General features: G+C 45.6%; 20 protein-coding genes and 1 tRNA gene. 12 read left to right on the forward strand and 9 right to left on the reverse strand.

The genetic code is table 11. The annotated features are described in order from the left end of the window. Window positions 1-148: 148 nt before the first annotated feature. The 3 genes from FN124_RS15395 to FN124_RS15405 form a co-directional block, all read right to left on the reverse strand. Window positions 149-1,771: an ArnT family glycosyltransferase gene (locus tag FN124_RS15395; RefSeq protein ID WP_142685712.1), complete on the reverse strand. Its 1,623-nt coding sequence runs from the start codon at window positions 1,769-1,771 to the stop codon at window positions 149-151. Window positions 1,772-1,834: 63 nt separating this feature from the next. Next, window positions 1,835-2,509, reverse strand: coding sequence for a phosphatase PAP2 family protein (locus FN124_RS15400; RefSeq protein ID WP_142685713.1), 675 nt, complete (start codon window positions 2,507-2,509; stop codon window positions 1,835-1,837). Window positions 2,510-2,542: 33 nt separating this feature from the next. After that, complete coding sequence (locus tag FN124_RS15405; protein WP_142685714.1) at window positions 2,543-3,988, reverse strand: LptF/LptG family permease; 1,446 nt, start codon at window positions 3,986-3,988, stop codon at window positions 2,543-2,545. Window positions 3,989-4,120: 132 nt separating this feature from the next. Here FN124_RS15405 and FN124_RS15410 point away from each other — a divergent pair, with 132 nt between their 5' ends. Continuing rightward, window positions 4,121-4,732, forward strand: a complete 612-nt coding sequence (locus tag FN124_RS15410; protein ID WP_142685715.1) for a hypothetical protein — start codon at window positions 4,121-4,123, stop codon at window positions 4,730-4,732. Here the strand turns inward: FN124_RS15410 and FN124_RS15415 are convergent. After that, entirely contained in the window at window positions 4,729-5,109 is a 381-nt protein-coding gene (locus FN124_RS15415; RefSeq protein ID WP_142685716.1) for an START-like domain-containing protein, read from the reverse strand. The two genes, FN124_RS15410 and FN124_RS15415, sit on opposite strands and share 4 nt — an antisense overlap. A gap of 364 nt (window positions 5,110-5,473) precedes the next feature. Between FN124_RS15415 and FN124_RS15420 the strand changes: the two genes are divergently transcribed. The 9 genes from FN124_RS15420 to FN124_RS15460 all read left to right on the forward strand — a co-directional run bounded on the left by FN124_RS15420 (window position 5,474) and on the right by FN124_RS15460 (window position 13,637). Next, window positions 5,474-6,340, forward strand: a complete 867-nt coding sequence (locus FN124_RS15420) for a sigma-70 family RNA polymerase sigma factor (RefSeq protein ID WP_079473598.1) — start codon at window positions 5,474-5,476, stop codon at window positions 6,338-6,340. Window positions 6,341-6,707: 367 nt separating this feature from the next. After that, a complete protein-coding gene (gene ffh, locus FN124_RS15425; protein WP_142685717.1) occupies window positions 6,708-8,033 on the forward strand; it encodes a signal recognition particle protein in 1,326 nt (441 codons plus the stop codon). Between the two features lie 109 nt (window positions 8,034-8,142). Further along, window positions 8,143-8,607: a 30S ribosomal protein S16 gene (gene rpsP / locus FN124_RS31775; RefSeq protein ID WP_142685718.1), complete on the forward strand. Its 465-nt coding sequence runs from the start codon at window positions 8,143-8,145 to the stop codon at window positions 8,605-8,607. A 115-nt stretch (window positions 8,608-8,722) separates the two neighbouring features. After that, window positions 8,723-9,244 (forward strand): ribosome maturation factor RimM, encoded by a 522-nt coding sequence (rimM, locus tag FN124_RS15435; RefSeq protein WP_142685719.1) that lies wholly within the window; start codon window positions 8,723-8,725, stop codon window positions 9,242-9,244. 14 nt (window positions 9,245-9,258) lie between these two features. After that, a complete protein-coding gene (gene trmD / locus FN124_RS15440; protein WP_142685720.1) occupies window positions 9,259-9,930 on the forward strand; it encodes a tRNA (guanosine(37)-N1)-methyltransferase TrmD in 672 nt (223 codons plus the stop codon). 119 nt (window positions 9,931-10,049) lie between these two features. Next, complete coding sequence (rplS, locus tag FN124_RS15445; protein WP_079473603.1) at window positions 10,050-10,397, forward strand: 50S ribosomal protein L19; 348 nt, start codon at window positions 10,050-10,052, stop codon at window positions 10,395-10,397. A gap of 191 nt (window positions 10,398-10,588) precedes the next feature. Beyond that, a complete protein-coding gene (locus tag FN124_RS15450) occupies window positions 10,589-10,840 on the forward strand; it encodes a Sec-independent protein translocase subunit TatA/TatB (protein WP_260607465.1) in 252 nt (83 codons plus the stop codon). A gap of 60 nt (window positions 10,841-10,900) precedes the next feature. Then, window positions 10,901-12,346: an Asp-tRNA(Asn)/Glu-tRNA(Gln) amidotransferase subunit GatA gene (gatA, locus tag FN124_RS15455; protein WP_142685722.1), complete on the forward strand. Its 1,446-nt coding sequence runs from the start codon at window positions 10,901-10,903 to the stop codon at window positions 12,344-12,346. A gap of 10 nt (window positions 12,347-12,356) precedes the next feature. Further along, on the forward strand, window positions 12,357-13,637 hold the full coding sequence (locus tag FN124_RS15460) for a lytic transglycosylase domain-containing protein (RefSeq protein WP_142685723.1): 1,281 nt from the start codon (window positions 12,357-12,359) through the stop codon (window positions 13,635-13,637). 75 nt (window positions 13,638-13,712) lie between these two features. Here the strand turns inward: FN124_RS15460 and FN124_RS15465 are convergent, their stop codons facing one another. The 3 genes from FN124_RS15465 to gap form a co-directional block, all read right to left on the reverse strand. Further along, window positions 13,713-15,125: a cation:proton antiporter domain-containing protein gene (locus tag FN124_RS15465; protein WP_142685724.1), complete on the reverse strand. Its 1,413-nt coding sequence runs from the start codon at window positions 15,123-15,125 to the stop codon at window positions 13,713-13,715. 134 nt (window positions 15,126-15,259) lie between these two features. After that, entirely contained in the window at window positions 15,260-16,453 is a 1,194-nt protein-coding gene (locus FN124_RS15470) for a phosphoglycerate kinase (protein ID WP_142685725.1), read from the reverse strand. A 157-nt stretch (window positions 16,454-16,610) separates the two neighbouring features. After that, window positions 16,611-17,627, reverse strand: coding sequence for a type I glyceraldehyde-3-phosphate dehydrogenase (gene gap / locus FN124_RS15475; protein ID WP_142685726.1), 1,017 nt, complete (start codon window positions 17,625-17,627; stop codon window positions 16,611-16,613). 140 nt (window positions 17,628-17,767) lie between these two features. Here gap and FN124_RS15480 point away from each other — a divergent pair. Then, window positions 17,768-17,839, forward strand: a tRNA-Glu gene (locus FN124_RS15480). 117 nt (window positions 17,840-17,956) lie between these two features. On the opposite strand, the gene FN124_RS15485 is transcribed toward FN124_RS15480, so the two are convergent. Further along, a complete protein-coding gene (locus tag FN124_RS15485) occupies window positions 17,957-18,925 on the reverse strand; it encodes an ISAon1 family transposase (protein ID WP_142685727.1) in 969 nt (322 codons plus the stop codon). A 7-nt stretch (window positions 18,926-18,932) separates the two neighbouring features. Next, the gene (locus FN124_RS15490) at window positions 18,933-19,286 is read right to left on the reverse strand and encodes an ISAon1 family transposase N-terminal region protein (RefSeq protein ID WP_142685728.1); all 354 of its coding nucleotides are present in this window, start codon (window positions 19,284-19,286) and stop codon (window positions 18,933-18,935) included. A 172-nt stretch (window positions 19,287-19,458) separates the two neighbouring features. On the opposite strand from FN124_RS15490, the gene FN124_RS15495 reads away from it, so the two are divergent. Further along, on the forward strand, window positions 19,459-21,342 hold the full coding sequence (locus FN124_RS15495; protein WP_142685729.1) for an ATP-binding protein: 1,884 nt from the start codon (window positions 19,459-19,461) through the stop codon (window positions 21,340-21,342). Window positions 21,343-21,603: the final 261 nt, after the last annotated feature.

Consider the following 21,603-nt stretch of genomic DNA (forward strand, 5'->3'; position numbering starts at 1 on the left):
TCATTGATATCTTTTTGAAGCATATAAAAATTAAGGGAGATAAAAAGCGATATCCGCTTATATCTCCCTTCAATTTTTATAAAACAAAAAATAAAATCAAACTAATCAGTATAATCAGCGTAATCAGTGTTCCAGGACAAAATCCGATCTATTTCCGCTTCAGGAATACAAACCCGTTCTTTTCCCCGATCACCTCCAGGTTGGGGTGGTGCCGGTAAGGCTCACTGTCAGTGATACGGCAAATGAAATAGGCCGGCTTGTCTATTGGCCCGTTCAGCAGCCAGTCTTCATTATAATAGTTCTTATTGGCATGTGGCTGTTCCCTTGAATAGTAATGCTGTGCATAACTGTGGTAGGCTAACGCTTTCACATATACGTCTTTTCCCTGCAGGGAAATAAAATAGTCGATCGCGGCACGTTGTGAATATGCCTCTACTTTGGGCACGAAGTGTACCACCGTAACCTGTATCACCAGTATGGTACTGATAAATAAGCACAACAGCCCTTTGGTGAGCTGTTTACGCATCAGCAGCACGCAGCTTACTATCACCAGTATAATATAACCCAAACCATACCCCGCTTCCAATACAGACCAGGGCACATCTGCCTGCAGGTTGGCCACGGCAAATTTGTCGCCGATGTAGGGGATCAGCATGTTTTTGTAAACTCCTATAAGTGGCAATGCGGCAATCGCAATTCCCAGTACTGTTCCAATGAAAAGTATCAGGGCAGTGTTCCAGCCGCGCAACCGCTGCCTGCCTTCGGAAAGCTGGTATACCTGCCAGGCGGCCAGGAACGACAAGGGGAAATAACAAAGCGAGGAATAGTGTACAATCTTGGTTTTTACAATGGAAAAAAGGATCAGTACTACCCAGAATAACACCCACATCCAAACCTTGAAATCCTTCAGCTCGATGGCAGCAGGGGTGGAGTAGATGGTTTTTTTCCTGCTCTGCAGATAAGTGAAAAGGAAGGTGCTCGCCGGGAAACAACCGATCAGTAACACAATCCAGTGATAAAAGAACGGACCGCCATGACCCGCATCTTCAGTAGTGAGCAGGCGGATCTGGTAGGCCACAAACTCATTCACAAACCACCAGCCATGCGCAATAATTTCATACCCGAACCACAGCAGGGTGGTAATGCAGGCAAACAAGGCAATTAATCCTATATGGGAAAACCGGATACTGATCTTTCCTTTATTCCAGATCCAGTACACCAGCAGGCATAGCAAAGCTACCAATATGGCCACCGGCCCTTTGGTTAATACCGCCAGCCCCAGGAATAAACCGCTGAGAATGGCCATGCGGAGAGGTTTGCTGTTATATCCTATACGGTATGCAAAGTAGATGGCCAGGAAAATGAAAAAGTTGAATGTGGGATCTATGATACCGGATTTAAAATAGAAATGCGGCAGCCAGGAACCGGCATACACCAGGGCCCACCAGAAACCGAATCTTTCATCCACTGTCTTTTTACCGATAGCAAATAAACTGATCAGTGTGGCTATGCCTATGATGGCATTAGGGAAGCGGGCGGCAAAATCATTGATCCCGAAAAGGTGCATGCTGGCAGCCTGCATCCATATAAACAAAGGGGGCTTTTCCCAGAAAGGACGGAAATCGATCTGCACCTGGCTGTAGTTGTGGCTTACTATCATTTCCCGGGCTGCCTCTGCAAAGTTGATTTCATCCCAGTCAAATAAATGTACTGCCCCTAAAAAAGGTATAAATAGTAAAGCGGCCACCAGGGCAATCAATAGGTATTTCATTGAAAGTATTTAAAAAATTGGATGACGAGCGGCCCGCTTACCGGCCGCTCGCCCTATACCTTGCTATGTTGTGGCATTGGCCTGTAACAGCGCCTCTGCACATACTTCCGGCGATGACGTGGTATCTCGGAATTTAAAAAGCCCATATACAATAACAGTACTCAGTGTGCCCACGATGCTACCCACATATACATCCACAAAAAAATGCTGTGCCAGGTAAATACGGGAATAACCCGCGCAAAGCGCCATTACTAATAACAGTAATCCCAGCTTTTTATTGCGCCCGATAACAGCAAGGAAGCTGAACATACCAAAGGCCGCAGCAGAGTGACCGGATGGAAAACTGCAGCTGCTATGCACATTTACCCACTTTACCGTATGCACCAGCGTGGCCGTTTCATCGCCAAAATAGGAAATGGGCCGGGGTGCATTATAATAATGTTTGGCCACCTGCACAATAATAGTTACCAGCAGCAGCACGGCCAGCCCGATAAAGAATAGCCTGAACCGCTGGGTAACCAGCATCAGGAACAGCACTATCCCAAACATAATACCATCACCGAGGTAGGTTAACCCGGTAACAATTACATCTCCCCAGTCGGAATGTTCCCCGTTTATACTGAGAAACAGGTCCCGCTGACTGTAGGTTGTTAGCATTACTCCGCCTACTATTAGCCATAGCAGGAAGGGCAGAAAGAACCAGGAGTTCTTTCTGAACAGTGTAAACAGCGTTTTCAATTTTGTAGGTTTTAAATTGTAGGTTGCTAAGTCTTAAATCTCTTTAAGAACTTCTTTCTTTCTAAATCTATATAAGAACTTTTTTATTTGCTGAATAACGCGAAAATAGTATTCTTTATTAAAAAGCTGCGAATCATTCATAGCCTTAACAATAAGGAAACCTGCAATGGGAAGTAATACCATGTTTGATAGCCACATCCCCGACCAGGTGAACATCACGCCATTTCTGGCCATCTTTTCACCGATCATGAAAAATACATTGAAAATCACGAAAAAGATCACGGCAAACACCAGGGGGGTACCTAATCCCCCTTTTCTGATAATAGAGCCCAGCGGGGCACCTATCAGGAACATGACGATACAGGCTGCGGCAAGGGTAAATTTACGCTGCCATTCCACTTTGTGCATCAGGATCACACTATGTTTATCTTCAAATTCCTGGGTAGGCTGTTCAAGGGCGCTCTGGGTTTCACGCACATTCTGTTCTGCCCTGTCCAGCACATTACGGCGGCTTTTCTCCGGTATGATGTCTTCAAAATCCTTTACTTTCAATGGGGGGGCGCTGGCTGCCCATGCAGAATCTTTCCATTTAAAGAATGGGTAACGTACAGTTACATACGCATTTACCGTTTTGCTGAACTGGTTCTCCACTTTCTGCAGGGAATCTATGGCTACATCCAGCTGCCTTACGTTCAGCATCTGCTGGTTGGATGCAAAAAGATCCATATTAAGGCGGTTGAAAGCAAATGAGCTGAGGTCAAACGCCTTGCTGTATTTTTTAAAGCCAAGCCTTATCATGTCGCCGGGAACGGTGTATCCGCGGTTGTTCCGTTCCTCATATCTCCACCCGTTGTCCAGGATAAAATAAAGGAAGCGTTTATTGGCAGTAAGCACCATCTGTCCTTTTTCGGCAAGGATGATCCGGTCGCCGCCACCACTCTGGTGATCGAAGATCATCACCTGGTGGATGGTCTGGTTGTCTTTGTCTTTCTGCGCTACCTTGATGGTATAACCGGGAATATCTTTATAAAACACACCGGCTTTGATATTAAAGGCGGGTTTGGAATTGGTAATGTCGTAGAGCAGTGATTTGGCCTGCAGGTTGGCCACCGGGATCACATAGTTGGCAAACAGGAAGGCCAGGAAAGCGATAACGGAGCATACCAGCAGCAGCGGGCGTATGAAACGTAACAGGGAAATACCTGAAGATTTTAATGCTACCAGCTCAAAACTCTCTCCCAGGTTACCAAAGGTCATGATAGACGATAGTAATACCGCAAGGGGGAGGGCCAGTGTTACCAGTGTAGCGCTGGTGTAGGCGATGAGCTGGATAATTACACCCGTGTCAAGGCCTTTACCCACCAGGTCGTCCACATATTTCCAGAGGAATTGCATTACCAGTACAAATAAGGTAACAAAAAAAGTGGCTACAAAAGGACCCAGGAAGGTTTTTATAATTAGCTTGTCGAGTTTTTTCACTGATAATGCGGTATTAAAAAAATGGAATCCCGATCTTCGTATTCTACTGGTCAGGATACTCCTAAACGGTAAAGTTAGCACGATTTCACAAAGGAGTGTTAAGGAGAACCTGAAAATACCGTTAAAATTTATATGGAAAGTTTTGAATTAACGCCGGAAGAAGCAGCCGTTATAGAAAGCACTCATTTTATTCTCCTGAAAAACAGTGCAATAGAGAAGGTGATGGGACTGATGGGAAAATTGCAGGAAGCCCTGGCTGCGTACGACCGTAACAGTGATTTTCCCTTTAAGCCGGAGTGGTTGCTTCAGGGAGGAAAAATATCGAAGGGAGAGCAATACAAAGGGCTGCCCTGGGTAATGCTGGATTATCCGCGCTACTTCAGTAAAACAGGCGTTTTTGCTTTCCGCACCATGTTCTGGTGGGGACATTACTTCAGCGCTACCCTGCACCTGGGAGGTAATGTAAAACAACATTACGATACGGTGCTGGAAAGCAGTTTCGCAAAACTGGGCCTGGCCGGATTTCAGGTGTATGTTCAGGAAGATCCCTGGGAGCACGATTTTGAAAATGGAAACTATCGTTTCATAGATACCCTAAGTTTAGATGAGTGGAAAACGCTGATCAGCCGGAACGATTTTGTTAAAATAGCTAAACCTTTCGTGATCGGTCATTGGGGCAAAATCATAACTGAGGTAGTGGAAGCTTATGCTACGCTACTCAATATACTTGATAATAAGGCTTAACTGCCTATGCGGTGGAAGAGGTCTTTCACCTGGTATTCCCAGAGCTGACTTTGGTCCTTCACTTCTTTCTTCTCTGCGAAATCTTTTACTACCAGGATAGTTTCATTCGTTACTTCAGAAATTTGTATGCGGAACTCAAAATATTCGTCTTTGGGAGCATGCGTCCAGTGCAACCGGATATACTCATCTTCCTCCTGTTCCAGTACTTCCGCTTCTTCAGCAGTACCGTTCCATGAAAAGGAGAAAACATTATCCCTGAAATCAACCCTATCGGCAAACCACTCCTGTAAGCCAGCAGGGGTCGATAAGAATTCATACAGGATACCGGGCGAGCACCTTACCGGAAATTCTAACTCATAAAGCACTTTCTTAGACATCTCTCAAATAATTAGTAAATCAATATCATCCAGTTGCAATTATAGAAAATATTTTACTCTGTCAAAATAATTTATGGTTTTTTTTTATAGAATAGATAAAAACTTTCATACGCCTTAATAAAACCATATATATTGCATTTATAATAAATATTAAAATAGTGCATGTGATAGCGCCGGCTGCTTCGCCCCCATAGTGGCGAATTTCCGCGACAATTGCAAGCCCTTAATGATCAATCGATTTTATTTGGAAATGATTTAAAAAGAAGAGATTTTTTTTGGTGGCTTTCTAAAAAAAGTTATTTTTGTCAGGCATTCATCAAATCTTAACTTTTTATTAACCTGTAACTGTTCCGACTCTATGTCAATGCGCCAACTTAAAATCACTAAATCCATTACCAACAGGGAATCACAATCCCTGGAGAAGTATCTGCAGGAGATTGGGAAAGTGGATTTAATTACGCCGGAAGAAGAGGTAAACCTCGCTATCCGGATCAAGCAGGGCGATCAGAGAGCGTTGGAGAAGCTTACCAAAGCAAACCTCCGCTTTGTGGTATCCGTTGCGAAACAGTACCAGAACCAGGGCCTGTCACTCAGTGACCTGATCAACGAGGGGAACCTCGGGTTAATTAAAGCTGCTCAACGTTTTGATGAAACGCGCGGTTTTAAATTCATTTCCTACGCCGTTTGGTGGATCCGTCAGTCTATCCTGCAGGCGCTGGCAGAACAATCCAGGATTGTTCGCCTCCCGCTGAATAAGGTTGGCCTGAGCAACAAGATCAGCAAAGCGTATTCCCAGCTGGAACAGGAATATGAAAGAGAACCATCTCCCGATGAACTGGCTACCATCCTGGAAATCAATACGGAAGAAGTGGAAGCAACCCTTGGTGTTGCCGCCCGTCACGTATCAATGGATGCGCCTTTTATTGATGGGGAAGATAATTCCCTGCTGGATGTACTCGAAAACCCGAACGCGGTGAGTGCCGACGAGGAACTGGATCATCACGATTCCCTCCGCCGCGAGATCGAGCGCTCCCTCTCTACCTTAACAGACCGGCAGAAAGATGTGATTATGCTGTACTTCGGCATTGCCGTTGAACATCCCATGTCACTCGAAGATATCGGCGAAAAATTTGGCCTGACCCGCGAACGCGTGCGCCAGATCAAAGACAAAGCCATTACCAAATTAAGAACTACCTCCAGGAGCAAGTTGCTGCGAAACTACCTCGGGTAAGCGCGAATGTTGTCTGACTCAGGATTATATTGATTACCCTGGGTTTTTAGTTGATTTTGTAAAGATTTTAAAGATTAGCGAAGCATGTTGTGGTATACCCGCAACGTTCTTCGCTGATTTTTTTTAGTAAAGTGCGGATTTTGTCTTGGAACACTGATTACGCTGATTTTGATGACTAGTTTGATTTTATTTTGGATTTTATAAAATTAAGGGAGATAAAAAGCGAAACGCTTCTATCTCCTTAATTTTTATACGCTTAAAAAGATATCAATGAAATCATCAAAATCAGCGTAATCAGTGTTCCAAGACAAATTCCGCGTTAATCCGCAAAAAAATATACTTTTGCAGTCCGTTTAAAATACCAACAATGTTTGAATCATTATCAGAGAGACTAGACTCCGCGTTTAAGCAGCTTAAAGGGGAAGGCCGGATTTCCGAAATAAATATAGCCTCTACCGTTAAAGAGATCCGTCGTGCATTGGTGGATGCGGATGTGAACTATAAAATAGCAAAGGAATTTACAGATAAAGTAAAGGATAAGGCGCTGGGAGAAAAGGTGTTGACATCTATTTCCCCCGGACAGCTCATGGTGAAGATCGTAAAAGATGAGCTGGCTGAGCTGATGGGCGGTACAGAAGCCGAATTCGATGTCAAATCCAATCCAACCATCGTGCTGATCGCAGGTTTGCAGGGTTCCGGTAAAACTACCTTTTCCGGTAAACTCAGCAACTTCCTGAAAACAAAGAAAAATAAGAAACCCCTGCTGGTAGCGGCAGATATCTACCGCCCGGCGGCAATAGACCAGCTGAAAGTACTGGGTGAGCAGATAGGAGTGGAGGTTTACAGCGAACCGGAAAATAAAAATGCTGTTCAGATCGCTGAAAACGCGATCAAACACGCCAAGGCAAATAACTTCAACGTTATTATCATCGATACCGCCGGCCGCCTGGCAGTGGATGAGGCAATGATGACGGAAGTAGCCGCCGTGAAAGCTGCTGTGAAACCACAGGAAATCCTGTTCGTGGTAGACTCCATGACCGGCCAGGATGCGGTAAACACCGCCAAGGCCTTCAACGAACGGCTGGATTTTACCGGGGTAGTACTTACCAAACTCGATGGCGATACCCGCGGTGGTGCCGCACTTACCATCAAATACTCGGTGGAAAAACCCATCAAGTTCGTAAGCATGGGTGAAAAGCTCGATACACTCGATGTTTTCTACCCTGAGCGTATGGCGCAGCGTATCCTCGGAATGGGTGATATCACCACCCTCGTAGAACGCGCCCAGGAGCAGTTCAACGAGGAACAGGCCAAAAAACTCGAAAAGAAGATCCGTCAGAACCAGTTCGATTTCGATGATTTCAAGGAACAACTCCAGCAGATCAAGAAAATGGGTAACCTGAAAGACCTGATGGGCATGATCCCGGGTGTCGGAAAGGCGGTGAAAGACCTGGATATCAGCGACGATGCTTTTAAAGGCATTGAAGCCATGATCAACTCTATGACGAAGGCAGAACGGGCCGACCCTGATATGATCGACGGAAGCCGCCGCAAACGCATTGCAAAGGGCGCCGGGAAAACCATACAGGATGTAAACCAGTTCATGAAGCAGTTTGAACAAATGCGCCAGATGATGAAAATGATGAATAAATTTGGCGGCGGTGGTAAGGGTTTGAAAGGAATGGTGAGATAAACGGATCAGATTGACATAAATATATTTTGCAAATATCAACTTACTGATTACATTTGCATCCCTAATTAAACAATATTTCCTAACTCGCAAAAAATAACTCGACTTATTTATGCCAGTAAAAATCAGACTGCAGAGACATGGCGCGAAAAAAAGGCCTTTCTATTTTATCGTAGTAGCCGACGCCCGCGCACCAAGGGATGGTAAATTCATCCAGAAAATTGGTACTTACAATCCTTTAACAGTTCCGGCTTCCATCAACATCGATACCGAAAAGGCATTGCGTTGGTTGCAGAAAGGTGCACAACCTACCGATACTGTTAGAAGAATCTTGTCATTCAAAGGTGTATTGTATTTGAAACACCTGTTAAGAGGTGTTACTTTGAACCTGTTCGACGAGCCTACTGCTTATCAGAAGTTCGCTCAATGGCAGGCTGAACACGAACAAAAAGTATCTGCCCGCCGCGACGGTCACAAGAAAGCAAGAGTTGCTGCTCCTATCGTAAGAAAGGTAGAAGACACTCCGGCTGCTCCTGCAACTGAAGCACCAGCAGCAGAAGAAGGTAACGAAGCATAAAACGGCAACGTTTTAACAATACCTGAAAAAGGAAATATTTGCAGCCGCAAATATTTCCTTTTTTAATTTTTGTGAACAGCCTCGCCGGTAACCAGTTCCGGCCTCACTAAATTATATGAGTAATTATTTTAGCATAGGTAAGCTCGCTTCTGCCCATGGTTTGCAGGGCGACCTGGTGCTAAGGCACAGCCTGGGCAAAAGGTCCGCTCTGAAAGGAGTAACCGTTATATTCCTGGAAGAACGCAGGAACAGCTTTATTCCCTACTTTGTTCAGCAGGTATCTGTAAAAGACAGCGAGAGTGTATATATCAAACTGGAAGGAATAGATACAAAGGAAGCAGCCCAAAAACTGATGCCGGCGCAGGTATACCTGCAGGAGGAAGACTTTAAACAGCAAACTGCCTCCTCCGCACCCCTGGCTTTACTGGGATTTATGGCGGAAGACCAGCAGTATGGCCCCCTGGGCACCGTGGAAGAAGTGATTGAAATGCCTATGCAGGTGCTCATAAAAGTATTCATAAAGGGCAAGGAAGCACTGCTGCCGGTGAATGAACAGTCGCTGGTAAAAATAGACAGGAAAAAACAGACCGTATTCCTTAACCTGCCGGATGGTCTGATTGAATTATACACCGGTTAAGTTACCTGATAATCATGCGAATAGATATAATAACCGTATTGCCGGAACTGCTCGAAAGCCCGTTGTCCCATTCTATCATGAAAAGGGCACAGGCCAAAGGATTGCTGGAAATACATGTGCATCCGCTCAGGCAGTATTCCAACCTGAAACACAACCAGGTCGACGATTACCAGTTTGGCGGCGGTGCAGGTATGGTAATGATGCTGGAGCCCATTGTAAATGCTATTGAGTCGCTCCAGGCGAAAGTGCAGTACGATGAGGTGATCTATCTCACCCCCGATGGCGAAACACTGAACCAGAAAATGGCCAACCAGTTGTCACTGAAAGGAAACCTGCTCATGCTTTGCGGCCACTATAAGGGCATCGATCAGCGCATCCGTGACCACTTTATCACAAAGGAGATCTCTATCGGCGACTATGTGCTGAGTGGGGGGGAACTGGGCGCTGCCGTACTGGTAGACGCCATCGGCCGCCTGTTGCCTGGCGTGCTGAATAACGAAACCAGCGCCCTTACAGACTCCTTCCAGGATAATTTACTGGCCCCCCCGGTATATACCCGCCCGGAAGAGTTCCGCGGCTGGAAAGTACCGGAGATCCTCCTCAGCGGCGATCATAAAAAAATTGAGGAGTGGAGGCACCAGGAATCGGTAGAAAGAACAAAACAACGCAGGCCCGACCTGTTATAACTGAATGATACATAGGTCATATAGATCGCTTTGCCATTTGAAAGAGATAATTTCTCGGTTTTTAATTTGGTAAATGCTATTTCTTGACTTACTTTTGCACTCCCATAAATATTTGAAAGATGAACGCAATTTCGTTTGTTCACGAACAACTGACAGCTAACAAACAGTACCCGAAGTTTAAAGCAGGCGACAACGTCACTGTCAACTATAAAATCGTGGAAGGTAATAAAGAAAGGATCCAGTCCTTTAAAGGTGATGTGTTGAAAATCCAGGGTACAGGATCAACAATGTCTTTCACTGTTAGAAAAATTTCTGATGGCATTGGTGTGGAAAGACTGTTTCCGCTTTACTCCCCTCATATCGATGGTATCGTGTTGAACAAGGTGGGTAAGGTAAGAAGAGCTAAGCTTTACTACCTGCGCGAACGTGCTGGTAAGAAAGCCCGTATCAAAGAAAAAAGGGTTTAGTATACATACAGGGAAATTTGTTAAAAGCGGGACCATTACCGGTGCCGCTTTTTTCGTGTGCTTAAAATGGTATTAAAACTACGGCAGGATAGCCTGTAAACGGTGAAAAAGCCGATTATATCTGCTATCTTTGTTGACTGAACTTATAAACACTTGAGAAGATGACTGCTGTTTTTTTTAAATCATCATTTTTGATCCTTCAGGATATTGGTATGTCTGAACTGTTGCTGATTGCCGTAGTAGTATTGCTGCTTTTCGGAGGTAAAAAAATCCCCGAATTAATGCGTGGCCTCGGTAAAGGTATCCGCGAGTTCAATGACGCAAAGAACAATGTGCGTCAGGAAATCGAAGAAGGAATGAGGGAAAAACCTGTTCAGGCAGCACCAGCTACTACAGATGCACCTCATACCAGCACTGAAGACGCAACACTGCCAAAAGCATAAACTGTAGCCAACTCCCGCTAAGGAGTTATCCTGATTAATTTAATTTTAACTGGTTTAGTCTTGTCTGAATTCAGCAGTATAATCACTTTCCATAAAGCATTATACGCCGGCAGCACAAGCTGTACGGAGAGGGTACGCTATTACCTCAGCCGTATAGCTCAGTTAAAGCACTTGAATGCCTTCCTGGAAGTGTATGAAGAGGAAGCCCTGGAAAAAGCACGCGAGCTTGATACCCGCCTTAAAAACGGGGAAAAGCTGGGCGCTCTTGCAGGCGTGGTGATAGGTATTAAAGATGTGATCTGCTATAAAGGCCATAATGTAAGCGCCGCTTCCCATATACTGGAAGGGTTTAATTCCCTGTTTTCTGCCACTGCTGTAGAAAGATTGCTGGCGGAAGATGCTATCATCATCGGTGACCTGAACTGCGATGAATTCGCTATGGGATCTACCAATGAAAACTCTGCCTATGGCCCTACCCTGAACGCACTGGATAATACCCGCGTCCCCGGAGGATCTTCAGGAGGCTCAGCCGTAGCAGTACAGGCGGATCTTTGCCAGGTAAGTCTTGGCAGCGATACAGGCGGCTCTGTTCGCCAGCCGGCCGACTTCTGCGGTATTATTGGCCTGAAACCGACCTATGGCCGGATCTCCCGCTACGGCCTCATCGCTTATGCCTCCTCATTTGACCAGATTGGCATTTTTGGCAAGGATATTGCCGATGTGGCGGCAGTTCTACAGGTAATTGCTGGTCCGGATGAATTCGATAGCACCGCATCCCGGAAAGAAGTACCGGATTATAAAGCACTCCTGGAGAACAATAAAACATTCAATTTTGCGTATTTAAGGGATGCACAGTACCACGAAGGACTGGACGCAGAAATGAAGAACGGCTATATTGATTTCTTTGAAAGTTTACAAACTCTGGGTCATACGGTATCAGGAAAAAGTTTTGAATACCTCGACCATGTAGTTCCGGCATATTATGTACTCACTACAGCAGAGGCTTCCTCCAATTTATCCCGCTATGATGGGGTAAAATATGGACACAGAACCCCTGAGAAAAACCTGGATCTGACAGAATTTTACAAAAAAAGTAGATCCGAAGGGTTCGGAAAAGAGGTAAAACGTCGTATATTACTGGGGACTTTTGTGCTGAGTGCAGGCTATTATGATGCTTACTATACTAAGGCACAACAGGTTAGACGTCTTGTAACCGAAAAACTCAACGATATATTAGAAGAATACGACGCCATTTTAATGCCAACTGTGCCAACCACAGCATTTAAATTAGGGGAGAAAACAGACGACCCTATTGCCATGTACCTGGCTGATATTTATACGGTACTGGCAAATCTGGCAGGGGTTCCGGCTATATCCGTTCCCTTGTACCGGCATTCAAACGGAATGCCATATGGTGTACAGATCATCACAAAGAAGTTTAGCGAAGCAAACTTGTTACACATAGCGCATCAATTGATGGCTAAGGAACAGGTTACTGTTGTTTAAAATAAATTGTATGAGAAAAATCTTTTTACTACTGCTGTTGCCAGCAATAAGTTTAGTGAGTGTGAGTGCAATGGGAGGCAATAGCAATCCTAAAGAGATGGCGTATCCGCCGGTATTTTCCCCGGATACCTCTGTAGTAAAGCTGAATCACAAGGTACGTTTACCAAAAGATACAGCTGTACTGCCATCACCAACATCCGTGGCAGTGAAAAAAGCCGCTCAAAGCCTGCCTAATACCATTCGCAGCGCGAAAGTGTATGAACAGATCAACAACAACCTGGTTGCCGGTTACGTGAGTAACTATGCCACCCGGTATAGCCAGCATCTGCAAATCATGATCGATAAAGGACAACCTTATTTCAATATGATTGAAAAGGTGTTCCGCGATAATGGTATCCCGGAGGAAATGAAATACCTCGCTGTAATCGAATCCAGCTTTAATACCAACGCCCGCTCGAGGGTGGGTGCAGTAGGTGCCTGGCAGTTTATGGCCGGAACCGCCCGTATCTTTGGTTTAAGCGTAGGTAAGAAAATAGACGAAAGAAAGGATTTCTATAAATCTACCCTGGCTGCTGCCCAGTTCCTGAACCAGCTGTACGCACAGTTCGACGACTGGTTACTGGTGGTAGCTGCTTACAATTGCGGCGCAGGTGGTGTACAACGCGCTATCAAAGCCAGCGGACGTACCGATTTCTGGGGCATGCAATATTTCCTGCCTGCCGAATCTCGTAATCATGTGTACAAATTCATCGCTACAGGATATATTCTTGACAGGTTCAATAACTTCTTCGGTGTAAGCGACGATAACTCCATCACCGTAAATGTACCCGTAGCAGATAACCTCTCCGCGCCGGTGGCAAGAGGCCCTTTAACAGAAGATGAAATTTTCAGCACTGTTGAAATTAACGTAACTGGTAAATACCGCCTGGAAGCTATCGCAAAGAAACTGGATATGAACCTGGCAGAACTGGACCGCTTTAACCCAGGCTTTGCCAAAGCAATGGCCAGTGCCGAAAATAATTACGACCTGCGCATCCCGAAAGAAAAGATGAAGCAGTTCATGGCGGAAAAAGACGAAATGCTGAAAGAATCAGTACAGATGACACTGGACGATAAAGCTGTGGGTGTGGATAAATCCAAATTCCCGCCGCCGGTGAAAATGGCTGACAAGAACGCTGCCGCAAAGAAAGCAACTACTACCAGCACCAAAAAGCACTACACTTCTAAAAAGCATCATTATACTGCTAAGAAGAAGACCACTGCTAAGAAAAGAACTACCACCAAAAAATAACCACCCGGAAGGGTATACGAAATAAAAAGAGAGACCGCTGATCATCAGCGGTCTCTCTTTTTTAATTAGATTATACTAGGTGGTCAGCAAGCCCCTGCGTCTTTCACTGAAAGCCACCAGGTCAAGCAACGGCCCAGTCATAAAGGTGGTGGCCAATGCCATCAATACCAGCATAGCGAATATTTCAGGGGATAAAATGCCAAGATCGAATCCTATATTCAATACTACCAGCTCCATGAGCCCGCGGGTATTCATCAATGCCCCGATGGAAACAGACTGGCGCCAGCTCTGGCCTATTAACCGCGCTGTAATAGTACTGCCGCCAAATTTCCCTGTAACCGCTACCAGCATGATCATTCCGGCTACTACCCACAAATCCCCCTGGTTCAACAACCCGATATGTGTTCTTAAACCGGTAAATACAAAGAAAATAGGGAGTAACAGCAGCACGCTCACATCTTCCAGCTTATCTGTCAGCAATTGCCTGATAGGAGTACCATGTGGCATGATCACTCCCGCCAGGAATGCGCCAAACAAAGCATGAATACCAATTACCTCCGCTGCCCAGGCAGATATCAGCAGCATGAAAAATACCAGCGATACAGCCGCCTTCGGGTTGCCTTTCGCCATCTGTAACTGTATAACCCGGTTCAACCAGGGCCTGACCAGCAACAGCATCACTGCTACAAATACAATCGCCAGCAAAATGGTGACCAATGCACTGATAAGCCCGCCGGCATTTACAATAGCTACTACTACCGCCAGGATACACCACGCTGTAATATCATCTGCTGCGGCGCAGGTGATGGCTATAATGCCGAGGGGAGTATGGGTAAGTTTCCGTTCCTGTACAATACGCGCCAGTACCGGGAAAGCGGTAATACTCATCGCAATACCCATAAACAATGCGAAAGATAAAAAACTCACATTGGCGGGCGCAAAGCGGGTGAAAAGGAAATAGGCCAGCCAAACACCAAGAAAAAAAGGAATGATAATACTTGCATGACTGATCATTACCGCATCGTGGGCTTTATTCCTGATTTTACTCAGATCCAGCTCCATCCCTACAATAAACATAAAGAAGGCAAGCCCTATCTGGCTGAGGAACTGCAGGCTTTTCAACGATTCCACCGGGAACAAAAAGCCAGAAAAGGAAGGGGCTACCCAACCCAGCAGGGAAGGGCCCAGTAATACGCCGGCAATGATCTCGCCCACTACAGCAGGCTGTCTCAGCTTATTGGCCAGGATCCCGAATGCACGCGCCGCCAGCATGATCAGGATGATTTGCAGCAGCAGCAATCCCAGCGGGTGTTTCAGGTTGTCGAGATAACGCCACCAGCTGTCAGCCACAGTGCCCGCCGTTACCGGTGCGGGTGTAGCAACAGCATGCATGGTCATCGGCAAAGATTGTCCCTTCTGCAGTATCACCCAGATCAGGACCCCGAAAATGCCAATGATCGCCGGGTACCATAAAAAGCGCTTATTCATGACAGGAAATATTAATGGTTAACTGCAAGATATAAAAAAGCAAAAAGCTATTACAGGGATGGCCCGCTGTGGCAGATTAAATCCTGCATGCGGTGGTCGCTGTAATAGCTTTTTAATAAATATCAACTGGTTGCTTAGCCGATAGCTGCAATTCCAGGCAGTTCTTTTCCTTCAAAGAACTCCAGTAATGCGCCACCACCGGTTGAAACATAACTTACTTTATCTGCAATGCCGAACTGGTTTACAGCAGCTACGGAGTCGCCGCCGCCCACCAGGGAGAATGCACCTTTGGCAGTGGCTGTTACAATCGCTTCAGCTACGCCTTTGGTACCAGCCTGGAACGCAGCCATTTCGAATACGCCCATAGGTCCGTTCCATAAAATGGTTTTGGATGCGGCAATGGTTTCGCCGAAAAGCGCTACCGACTTAGGTCCTATGTCGAGGCCCATCCATCCTGCAGGGATATTGTCGTTGGAAACCACCTGGGTATTTGCATCAGCGGCAAATTTATCTGCAGCCACAGAGTCTACAGGCAACAACAGCTGCACGCCTTTTTCTTTAGCTTTGGCCACCAGCTCATTGGCCAGGTCCAGCTTATCATTTTCGCAGAGGGAGCTGCCAATTTCCTTGCCCTGGGCTTTCAGGAAGGTGTAAGCCATACCGCCGCCAATGATCAGGTTATTGGCACGGTCCATCAGGGTTTCGATGATGAGGATCTTGTCGCTCACTTTGGCGCCGCCCAGTATAGCGGTAAACGGAGAGGCTGCATCGTTCAGCACCTTCTGTGCGCTGTTTACCTCGGCTTCCATCAGCAAACCGAACATACGGTTTTCAGGAGCAAAGTATTGTGCAATTACGGCAGTAGAAGCGTGGGCGCGGTGGGCAGTACCAAAGGCGTCATTCACATAAACATCTCCCAGTTTGGACAGCTGTTCAGCAAAGGAGGCATCGCCTTTTTCCTCTGCTTTGTGAAAACGAAGGTTTTCCAGCAACAGTACTTCTCCCATCTGCAGATCTGCCGCAGCTTTTTCAGCCACAGGGCCAACACAGTCTTCCGCAAACTTCACGGTAGCGCCGTTCAGTAAGGAAATAAGGTGGTATACCAGGTGCTTTAAGGAATATTTATCAGTAGGGCCATCTTTCGGGCGCCCCAGGTGCGACATCAGGATAACAGCACCGCCATCTTTCAGGATTTTCTGGATAGTGGGCACGGCTGCACGCATGCGGTTATCATCGGTGATTTCGAACTTGTTGTTCAGAGGAACGTTGAAGTCCACGCGGATCAAGGCTTTGCGGCCATTAAAGTTATAGTCGGAAAATTTACTCATAATGTATCGATTTAAGATAACGGGGAGTGGTAAAATAAAAAACCGCGGTCCAACAGCACAAAGCGGTATATAGCCGGATAATCTGGCCAATCGCTGCTATGGTGTAGTTCCGCGGAATTTAAATACTCCCGGCCTGCATCGGGAGTACTGTATATAATTATTTGCTGATCAAACCGGCAAAGTACTTCACAGTACGAACCAGCTGTGATACATAGCTCATTTCGTTATCGTACCAGGAAACGGTTTTAACCATCTGGTGCTCGCCCACAGTAAGAACCCTGGTTTGAGTAGCATCAAACAGGGAACCGAAATGGATACCGATGATGTCAGAGCTTACAATTTCATCTTCGGTATAACCGAAAGATTCGTTGGAAGCAGCTTTCATGGCAGCGTTTACCTCGTCGGCAGTTACTTTTTTATTGAGAATGGTAGTCAGCTCAGTTAAGGAACCGGTAATTGTAGGAACACGTTGTGCGCTACCATCCAGTTTGCCTTTCAGCTCAGGCAGTACCAGGCCGATAGCTTTTGCAGCACCGGTACTGTTAGGTACGATGTTGGCAGCAGCAGCACGAGCGCGGCGCAGGTCACCTTTTGGATGCGGAGCATCCAGGGTATTCTGGTCGTTGGTGTAAGCATGAACAGTGGTCATTAAACCGGTAGCAATACCGAATTTGTCTTGCAGAACCTTAGCCATCGGAGCCAGGCAGTTGGTGGTGCAGGAAGCGCAGGAGATAACAGTTTCGCTGCCATCCAGGATTTCGTGGTTAACGTTGAAAACGATCGTTTTCAGATCACCGGTAGCCGGAGCGGAAATAACAACACGTTTAGCGCCCGCAGTCAGGTGAGCCGCAGCTTTATCCCTGTCAGCAAAGAAACCTGTACATTCGATCACAACATCGATGTCGTGCTCTTTCCAGGGAATTTGAGACGGATCTCTCTGTGCATATATTTTCACATCTTCACCGTTCACATTGATTGCGTTTTCGGAATGCTTAACGTCTGCATCGAATCTACCCTGTGCTGAATCATATTTCAGCAAATGCGCCAGCACATTGGGGCTGGTGAGGTCATTGATAGCTACCACATCAATGCCGGGCATTTTGTAAATCTGGCGGTATACCAAACGGCCGATACGACCGAAACCATTAATACCAATTTTGAGAGTAGTTCCCATTTTACATCGTGATTTGAGTATGAAAAAATCGAGAGCGAATTTACAATCAATACCCTTATTAATCAATATAATTTTAGGTTATGAAAATATTTTTTGGAAATATCAAATAAGATCATACTTTTGCAATCCCAAAATGATACGCCGCGTTGGTCAAGGGGTTAAGACGCCTCCCTTTCACGGAGGAGTCACGGGTTCGATTCCCGTACGTGGTACAAGAAAAAGCTGCTAACATTATCTGTGTTAGCAGCTTTTTAGTTTATACGTTATCTGCCATTGAATGATTACCATATATGGGATCAAGTTGAAAAGTTGGGGGATGTCCATAAATTTTAAGCATAGAGTTTAGTTAATCTATAGAGAAAGAATTCTACATCCCGCACCCCTCGTAGTGCATTTCTAAAGGACTTTACTTTTGCATTGAATGATTCTGCCGCCGCATTGGTGGCTCTGTTGTTGAAGAAGTTGAGGATACCCAGATAATGAGTTCTGATAGTCCTGGCAACGGTCTTGAAGGATAAAATCCCCGCTTCCTCCACGTCATTATACCACAAAGCCAGCTTCTTAAATGCTTCTTCTTTACACTTACAATGTCTGTAAACCTCACCGAGTCGCAGGGATAGCTGGTAGGATTTATGAATAAGGGGGTAATGACTAAATAAAAGTTCCGCTCTCTGCTGCTGCTCTCTGGTCCATAGTCTGGGATGCTTAAATAGCAAGTATCGGCTTCTGGCCAGCAGCTGTTTAGCTGTATCGCCGTTAGCGAGCCTGACTGGCTCATACTTCATTGCGGCTCGTTTTGCCTGCTCGTATTCCAGATTCTCCTGTTCCAGGGCTTCCCAGCGATGCTTTATTCTGATTTCCTGTACCGCATCAAAAGCCAGGTGTTGCACATGGAAGCGATCTATCACCCGATGGGCGTTAGGGAAACAGGCTTTAACAGCGCTATTAAGGCTACCAGACATATCGATGGTAACTTCCTGTACCATCCTACGCAGGCGCTTAGGGATTTTAAACAGTATTTCTTTCAGAAATTCAGACTGAGTGCCCTTGATCATAGCCACTATTGAGCCTTTGCGCCCTTTGGCCAGCTTATTAGTGACAATTGTATACAGTTCTCCACTGGAAAAGGCTGTCTCGTCTATACTTAAAGCGGCACCAATGTTTTGTTCAAAAAGCATCCATTCAGTAGCATGTTCTTTCTGCTCCCAACTGGAAAAATCACTTAAATGATGTTTGTATTGTTGCCCGAGTTGTTTACCGTCAACATTGTAAAGATGGCCAAGTTGAACGGGGCTGATGGGGTGATTATCTAAGTAGTCCTTTTAAAAAATAACCGAATTCCAATGTCATTCGCGTTCCTTTTTTCACTATTTCCCAATCTCTTGTTACTGTTTCTCCGGTGGCTACAACCTCCCACCGACGCCGCTTTACATATAAAGTAACCTTCTTTCTGCGGATAGGAAAATCCTGAACAGCAACGGGAGGAAGAAAGTCTTTGGCGTGAAGTTTTTTATGCTGATGCTCAGCTGGAACAATATTCTTTTCTTCTAAATAAATACTTATTTCAGTCTCACTTTGACAAGCATCAGCTATCTCGAAATAATATAAAATCCCTTCTGGTAGCAGAGCCTCGATCAGAAGGCTAAAATTCTTATCCATGGCTATTAATCTTAATTGGGCGCAAAAAAACTATTTTTTATCCTATCCCCCAACTTTTCAACTTGATCCCATATATGGTGAATAGCGAAGTTGTACGTGTTAAATTCTTGCCCCGTTGCCGGTAACATTCTTCCCCCCTTTTCCTGTAAAAGCCTTAAATTAATGGTGGACTTTGACCATCATCCTTATGAGCCTCTCCAAAGTGGTATCCCTACTCATTTTATACATATTTTTCTGTTCTTTGGGAAATAATGCCCTGGCGCAATCCGCAACGATCAGGAAAGAACAGGGTGATTTGCTTTCTATTAAAGACAGTGTTGAGTTTGCAGACAAACTTAATCGCATTGGTATTCTTTTTTATCTGAAAGATGTTGACAGTTGTTTTTACTATGGCATGAAAGCAAAAGTGCTTTCGGTCCGGCTGCGATATGCTAAAGGTGAAACCGATGCCGATAACGTAATTGCCGCTGCGCTTTACTTTAAAGGGCTTTATAAGGAAGCGCTGGAACTGTTTAACAATTGCCTGGATGCCTACCGGGAATTGGGTGATTCCGCCAATGTTGCCCAGGTGCTCTCTAACATGTCGACCGTGTATACAGATATGGCAGACAGTGAAAAAGCCATCAGCTTTGCCCGCCAGGGCTTCGAGCTGGGGCAGCAACTGGAGGGAGACAGCATCCAGACCCTGCTCTACCTCAACTATTGCTTGGACCATCCCGAACTGCCGGAAGATACCATCAGGCATTACCTGGCCAAAGCGCAGGCTATTGCAGAAAAGTATAACGACAAGCCCATGCAGTCACTGGCCATGCTAATGGTTCCTACGTATATGGTGCTTAATAACCGCAGACAGGAGGCGCTGCCGCTGATCAGGGCGGCCCTTGAGCATTCCCGTAATACAGGAATGGAATACCTGGAGATCAGTACGCTGATACTATATGGAAATTGCATGGAAAACAAACCAGACAGCGCACTGATATACTATACGCTTGCATACCAGATTGCAGAGAAAAACGGCTATAAAAACTTTAACCTGCAATTACTAAATGAGATTCTAAAAAACACAGAGCTAGTAGGTAATAAGGACCAGATCATCCACATGCAAAAACTGATGGCATCCGCGCTGGAGGCAGACAACAGTAACCTGAAAAAATTCATCGGTGATTACACCGTTTATAGTGCAATCAGGGAGGAAAACGATTTGCTGGAAGCTGGCAACCGGAACAAATCAACCCAAATATGGATGCTGGTTGGCATCTGCTCTGCAGCCATACTGCTGCTCGCTTTTATTTACTACCAGTACAGGCGCTCCCGCCAGATGAATAAAATTATTTCGGACCAGAACCACCAGTTACAGAATACACTGGCCGCACTCGAACAAAGCCAGGCAGACAATACCCAGATGCTTAAAATAGTAGCGCATGACCTCCGCAATCCCATAGGCGCCATGACATCTATAGCCAGCCTGATGTTGGACGACGGGCCACGCAGCGACAACGACCGTGTGCTACTGGAACTGCTCAAAACCTCCGGGGAAAACTCGCTTGATCTTGTAAGTAACCTGTTGCTTATGCATACCCGTGCAGAAGAGCTTACCAAAGAGCCTGTAGAAATGTACCAGCTTTTGCAATATTGTGTAGAGTTACTGCAATTTAAAGCAAAAGAAAAAATGCAGCGGATATCCCTGACGGCAGTGCACGTGATCATCCGTGTAAACCGGGAGAAGATCTGGCGTGTGGTAAGCAACCTTATTACCAATGCCATCAAGTTCAGCCCCAATGGCGCCCGCATCTCGGTGCTGCTGGAATTGAAGAATGGCAAAGTGCAAATCAGGGTGAAAGACGAGGGAATCGGTATACCTGAAGACATTAAAGATAATATCTTCGATATGTTCACTATATCAAGAAGGGCCGGCACTGCCGGAGAACAGTCATTTGGTCTTGGGTTATCCATCTCCAGGCAGATCGTAGAAGCGCATGGCGGCGCTATCTGGTACGAAAGCACTCCTGGTAACGGTACTGTTTTCTTTGTCGAGCTTCCGCTGGAAACAGCCTGAATACCTTTGTTTGCACGCGTAAACTTGTCGCCATCAGGCAACAGCGCAATAAGTTAAGCTCCTCACAATCCCTCTCTCAGTATCCTATTTTTAATGCCAGTTTTGCTGAATGACATTGAATATATTTCTGTAATAATATGTATTTTATTTCATGTAAAATATTTATCCCGCGTTGTTCATTTTGTGCATTTTTTATCATCCTTCCTCGTTATTCATTTTATTCATTCACTCCCGGAACTCGCTACAACACTGATTATTACA

The organism is Chitinophaga polysaccharea (assembly GCF_902150045.1).
Lineage (GTDB): Bacteria > Bacteroidota > Bacteroidia > Chitinophagales > Chitinophagaceae > Chitinophaga > Chitinophaga polysaccharea_A.

Excerpts from the sequence above, each read along its gene's own strand:
- rpsP (WP_142685718.1), top strand. The coding sequence starts at position 8,143 with ATGCCAGTAAAAATCAGACTGCAGAGACATGGCGCGAAAAAAAGGCCT.
- FN124_RS15490 (WP_142685728.1), bottom strand. The coding sequence starts at position 19,286 with ATGGATAAGAATTTTAGCCTTCTGATCGAGGCTCTGCTACCAGAAGGG.
- FN124_RS15470 (WP_142685725.1), bottom strand. The coding sequence starts at position 16,453 with ATGAGTAAATTTTCCGACTATAACTTTAATGGCCGCAAAGCCTTGATC.
- gap (WP_142685726.1), bottom strand. The coding sequence starts at position 17,627 with ATGGGAACTACTCTCAAAATTGGTATTAATGGTTTCGGTCGTATCGGC.
- rplS (WP_079473603.1), top strand. The coding sequence starts at position 10,050 with ATGAACGCAATTTCGTTTGTTCACGAACAACTGACAGCTAACAAACAG.
- FN124_RS15415 (WP_142685716.1), bottom strand. The coding sequence starts at position 5,109 with ATGTCTAAGAAAGTGCTTTATGAGTTAGAATTTCCGGTAAGGTGCTCG.
- trmD (WP_142685720.1), top strand. The coding sequence starts at position 9,259 with ATGCGAATAGATATAATAACCGTATTGCCGGAACTGCTCGAAAGCCCG.
- rimM (WP_142685719.1), top strand. The coding sequence starts at position 8,723 with ATGAGTAATTATTTTAGCATAGGTAAGCTCGCTTCTGCCCATGGTTTG.
- FN124_RS15410 (WP_142685715.1), top strand. The coding sequence starts at position 4,121 with ATGGAAAGTTTTGAATTAACGCCGGAAGAAGCAGCCGTTATAGAAAGC.
- ffh (WP_142685717.1), top strand. The coding sequence starts at position 6,708 with ATGTTTGAATCATTATCAGAGAGACTAGACTCCGCGTTTAAGCAGCTT.
- FN124_RS15420 (WP_079473598.1), top strand. The coding sequence starts at position 5,474 with ATGCGCCAACTTAAAATCACTAAATCCATTACCAACAGGGAATCACAA.
- FN124_RS15395 (WP_142685712.1), bottom strand. The coding sequence starts at position 1,771 with ATGAAATACCTATTGATTGCCCTGGTGGCCGCTTTACTATTTATACCT.
- FN124_RS15465 (WP_142685724.1), bottom strand. The coding sequence starts at position 15,125 with ATGAATAAGCGCTTTTTATGGTACCCGGCGATCATTGGCATTTTCGGG.
- FN124_RS15460 (WP_142685723.1), top strand. The coding sequence starts at position 12,357 with ATGAGAAAAATCTTTTTACTACTGCTGTTGCCAGCAATAAGTTTAGTG.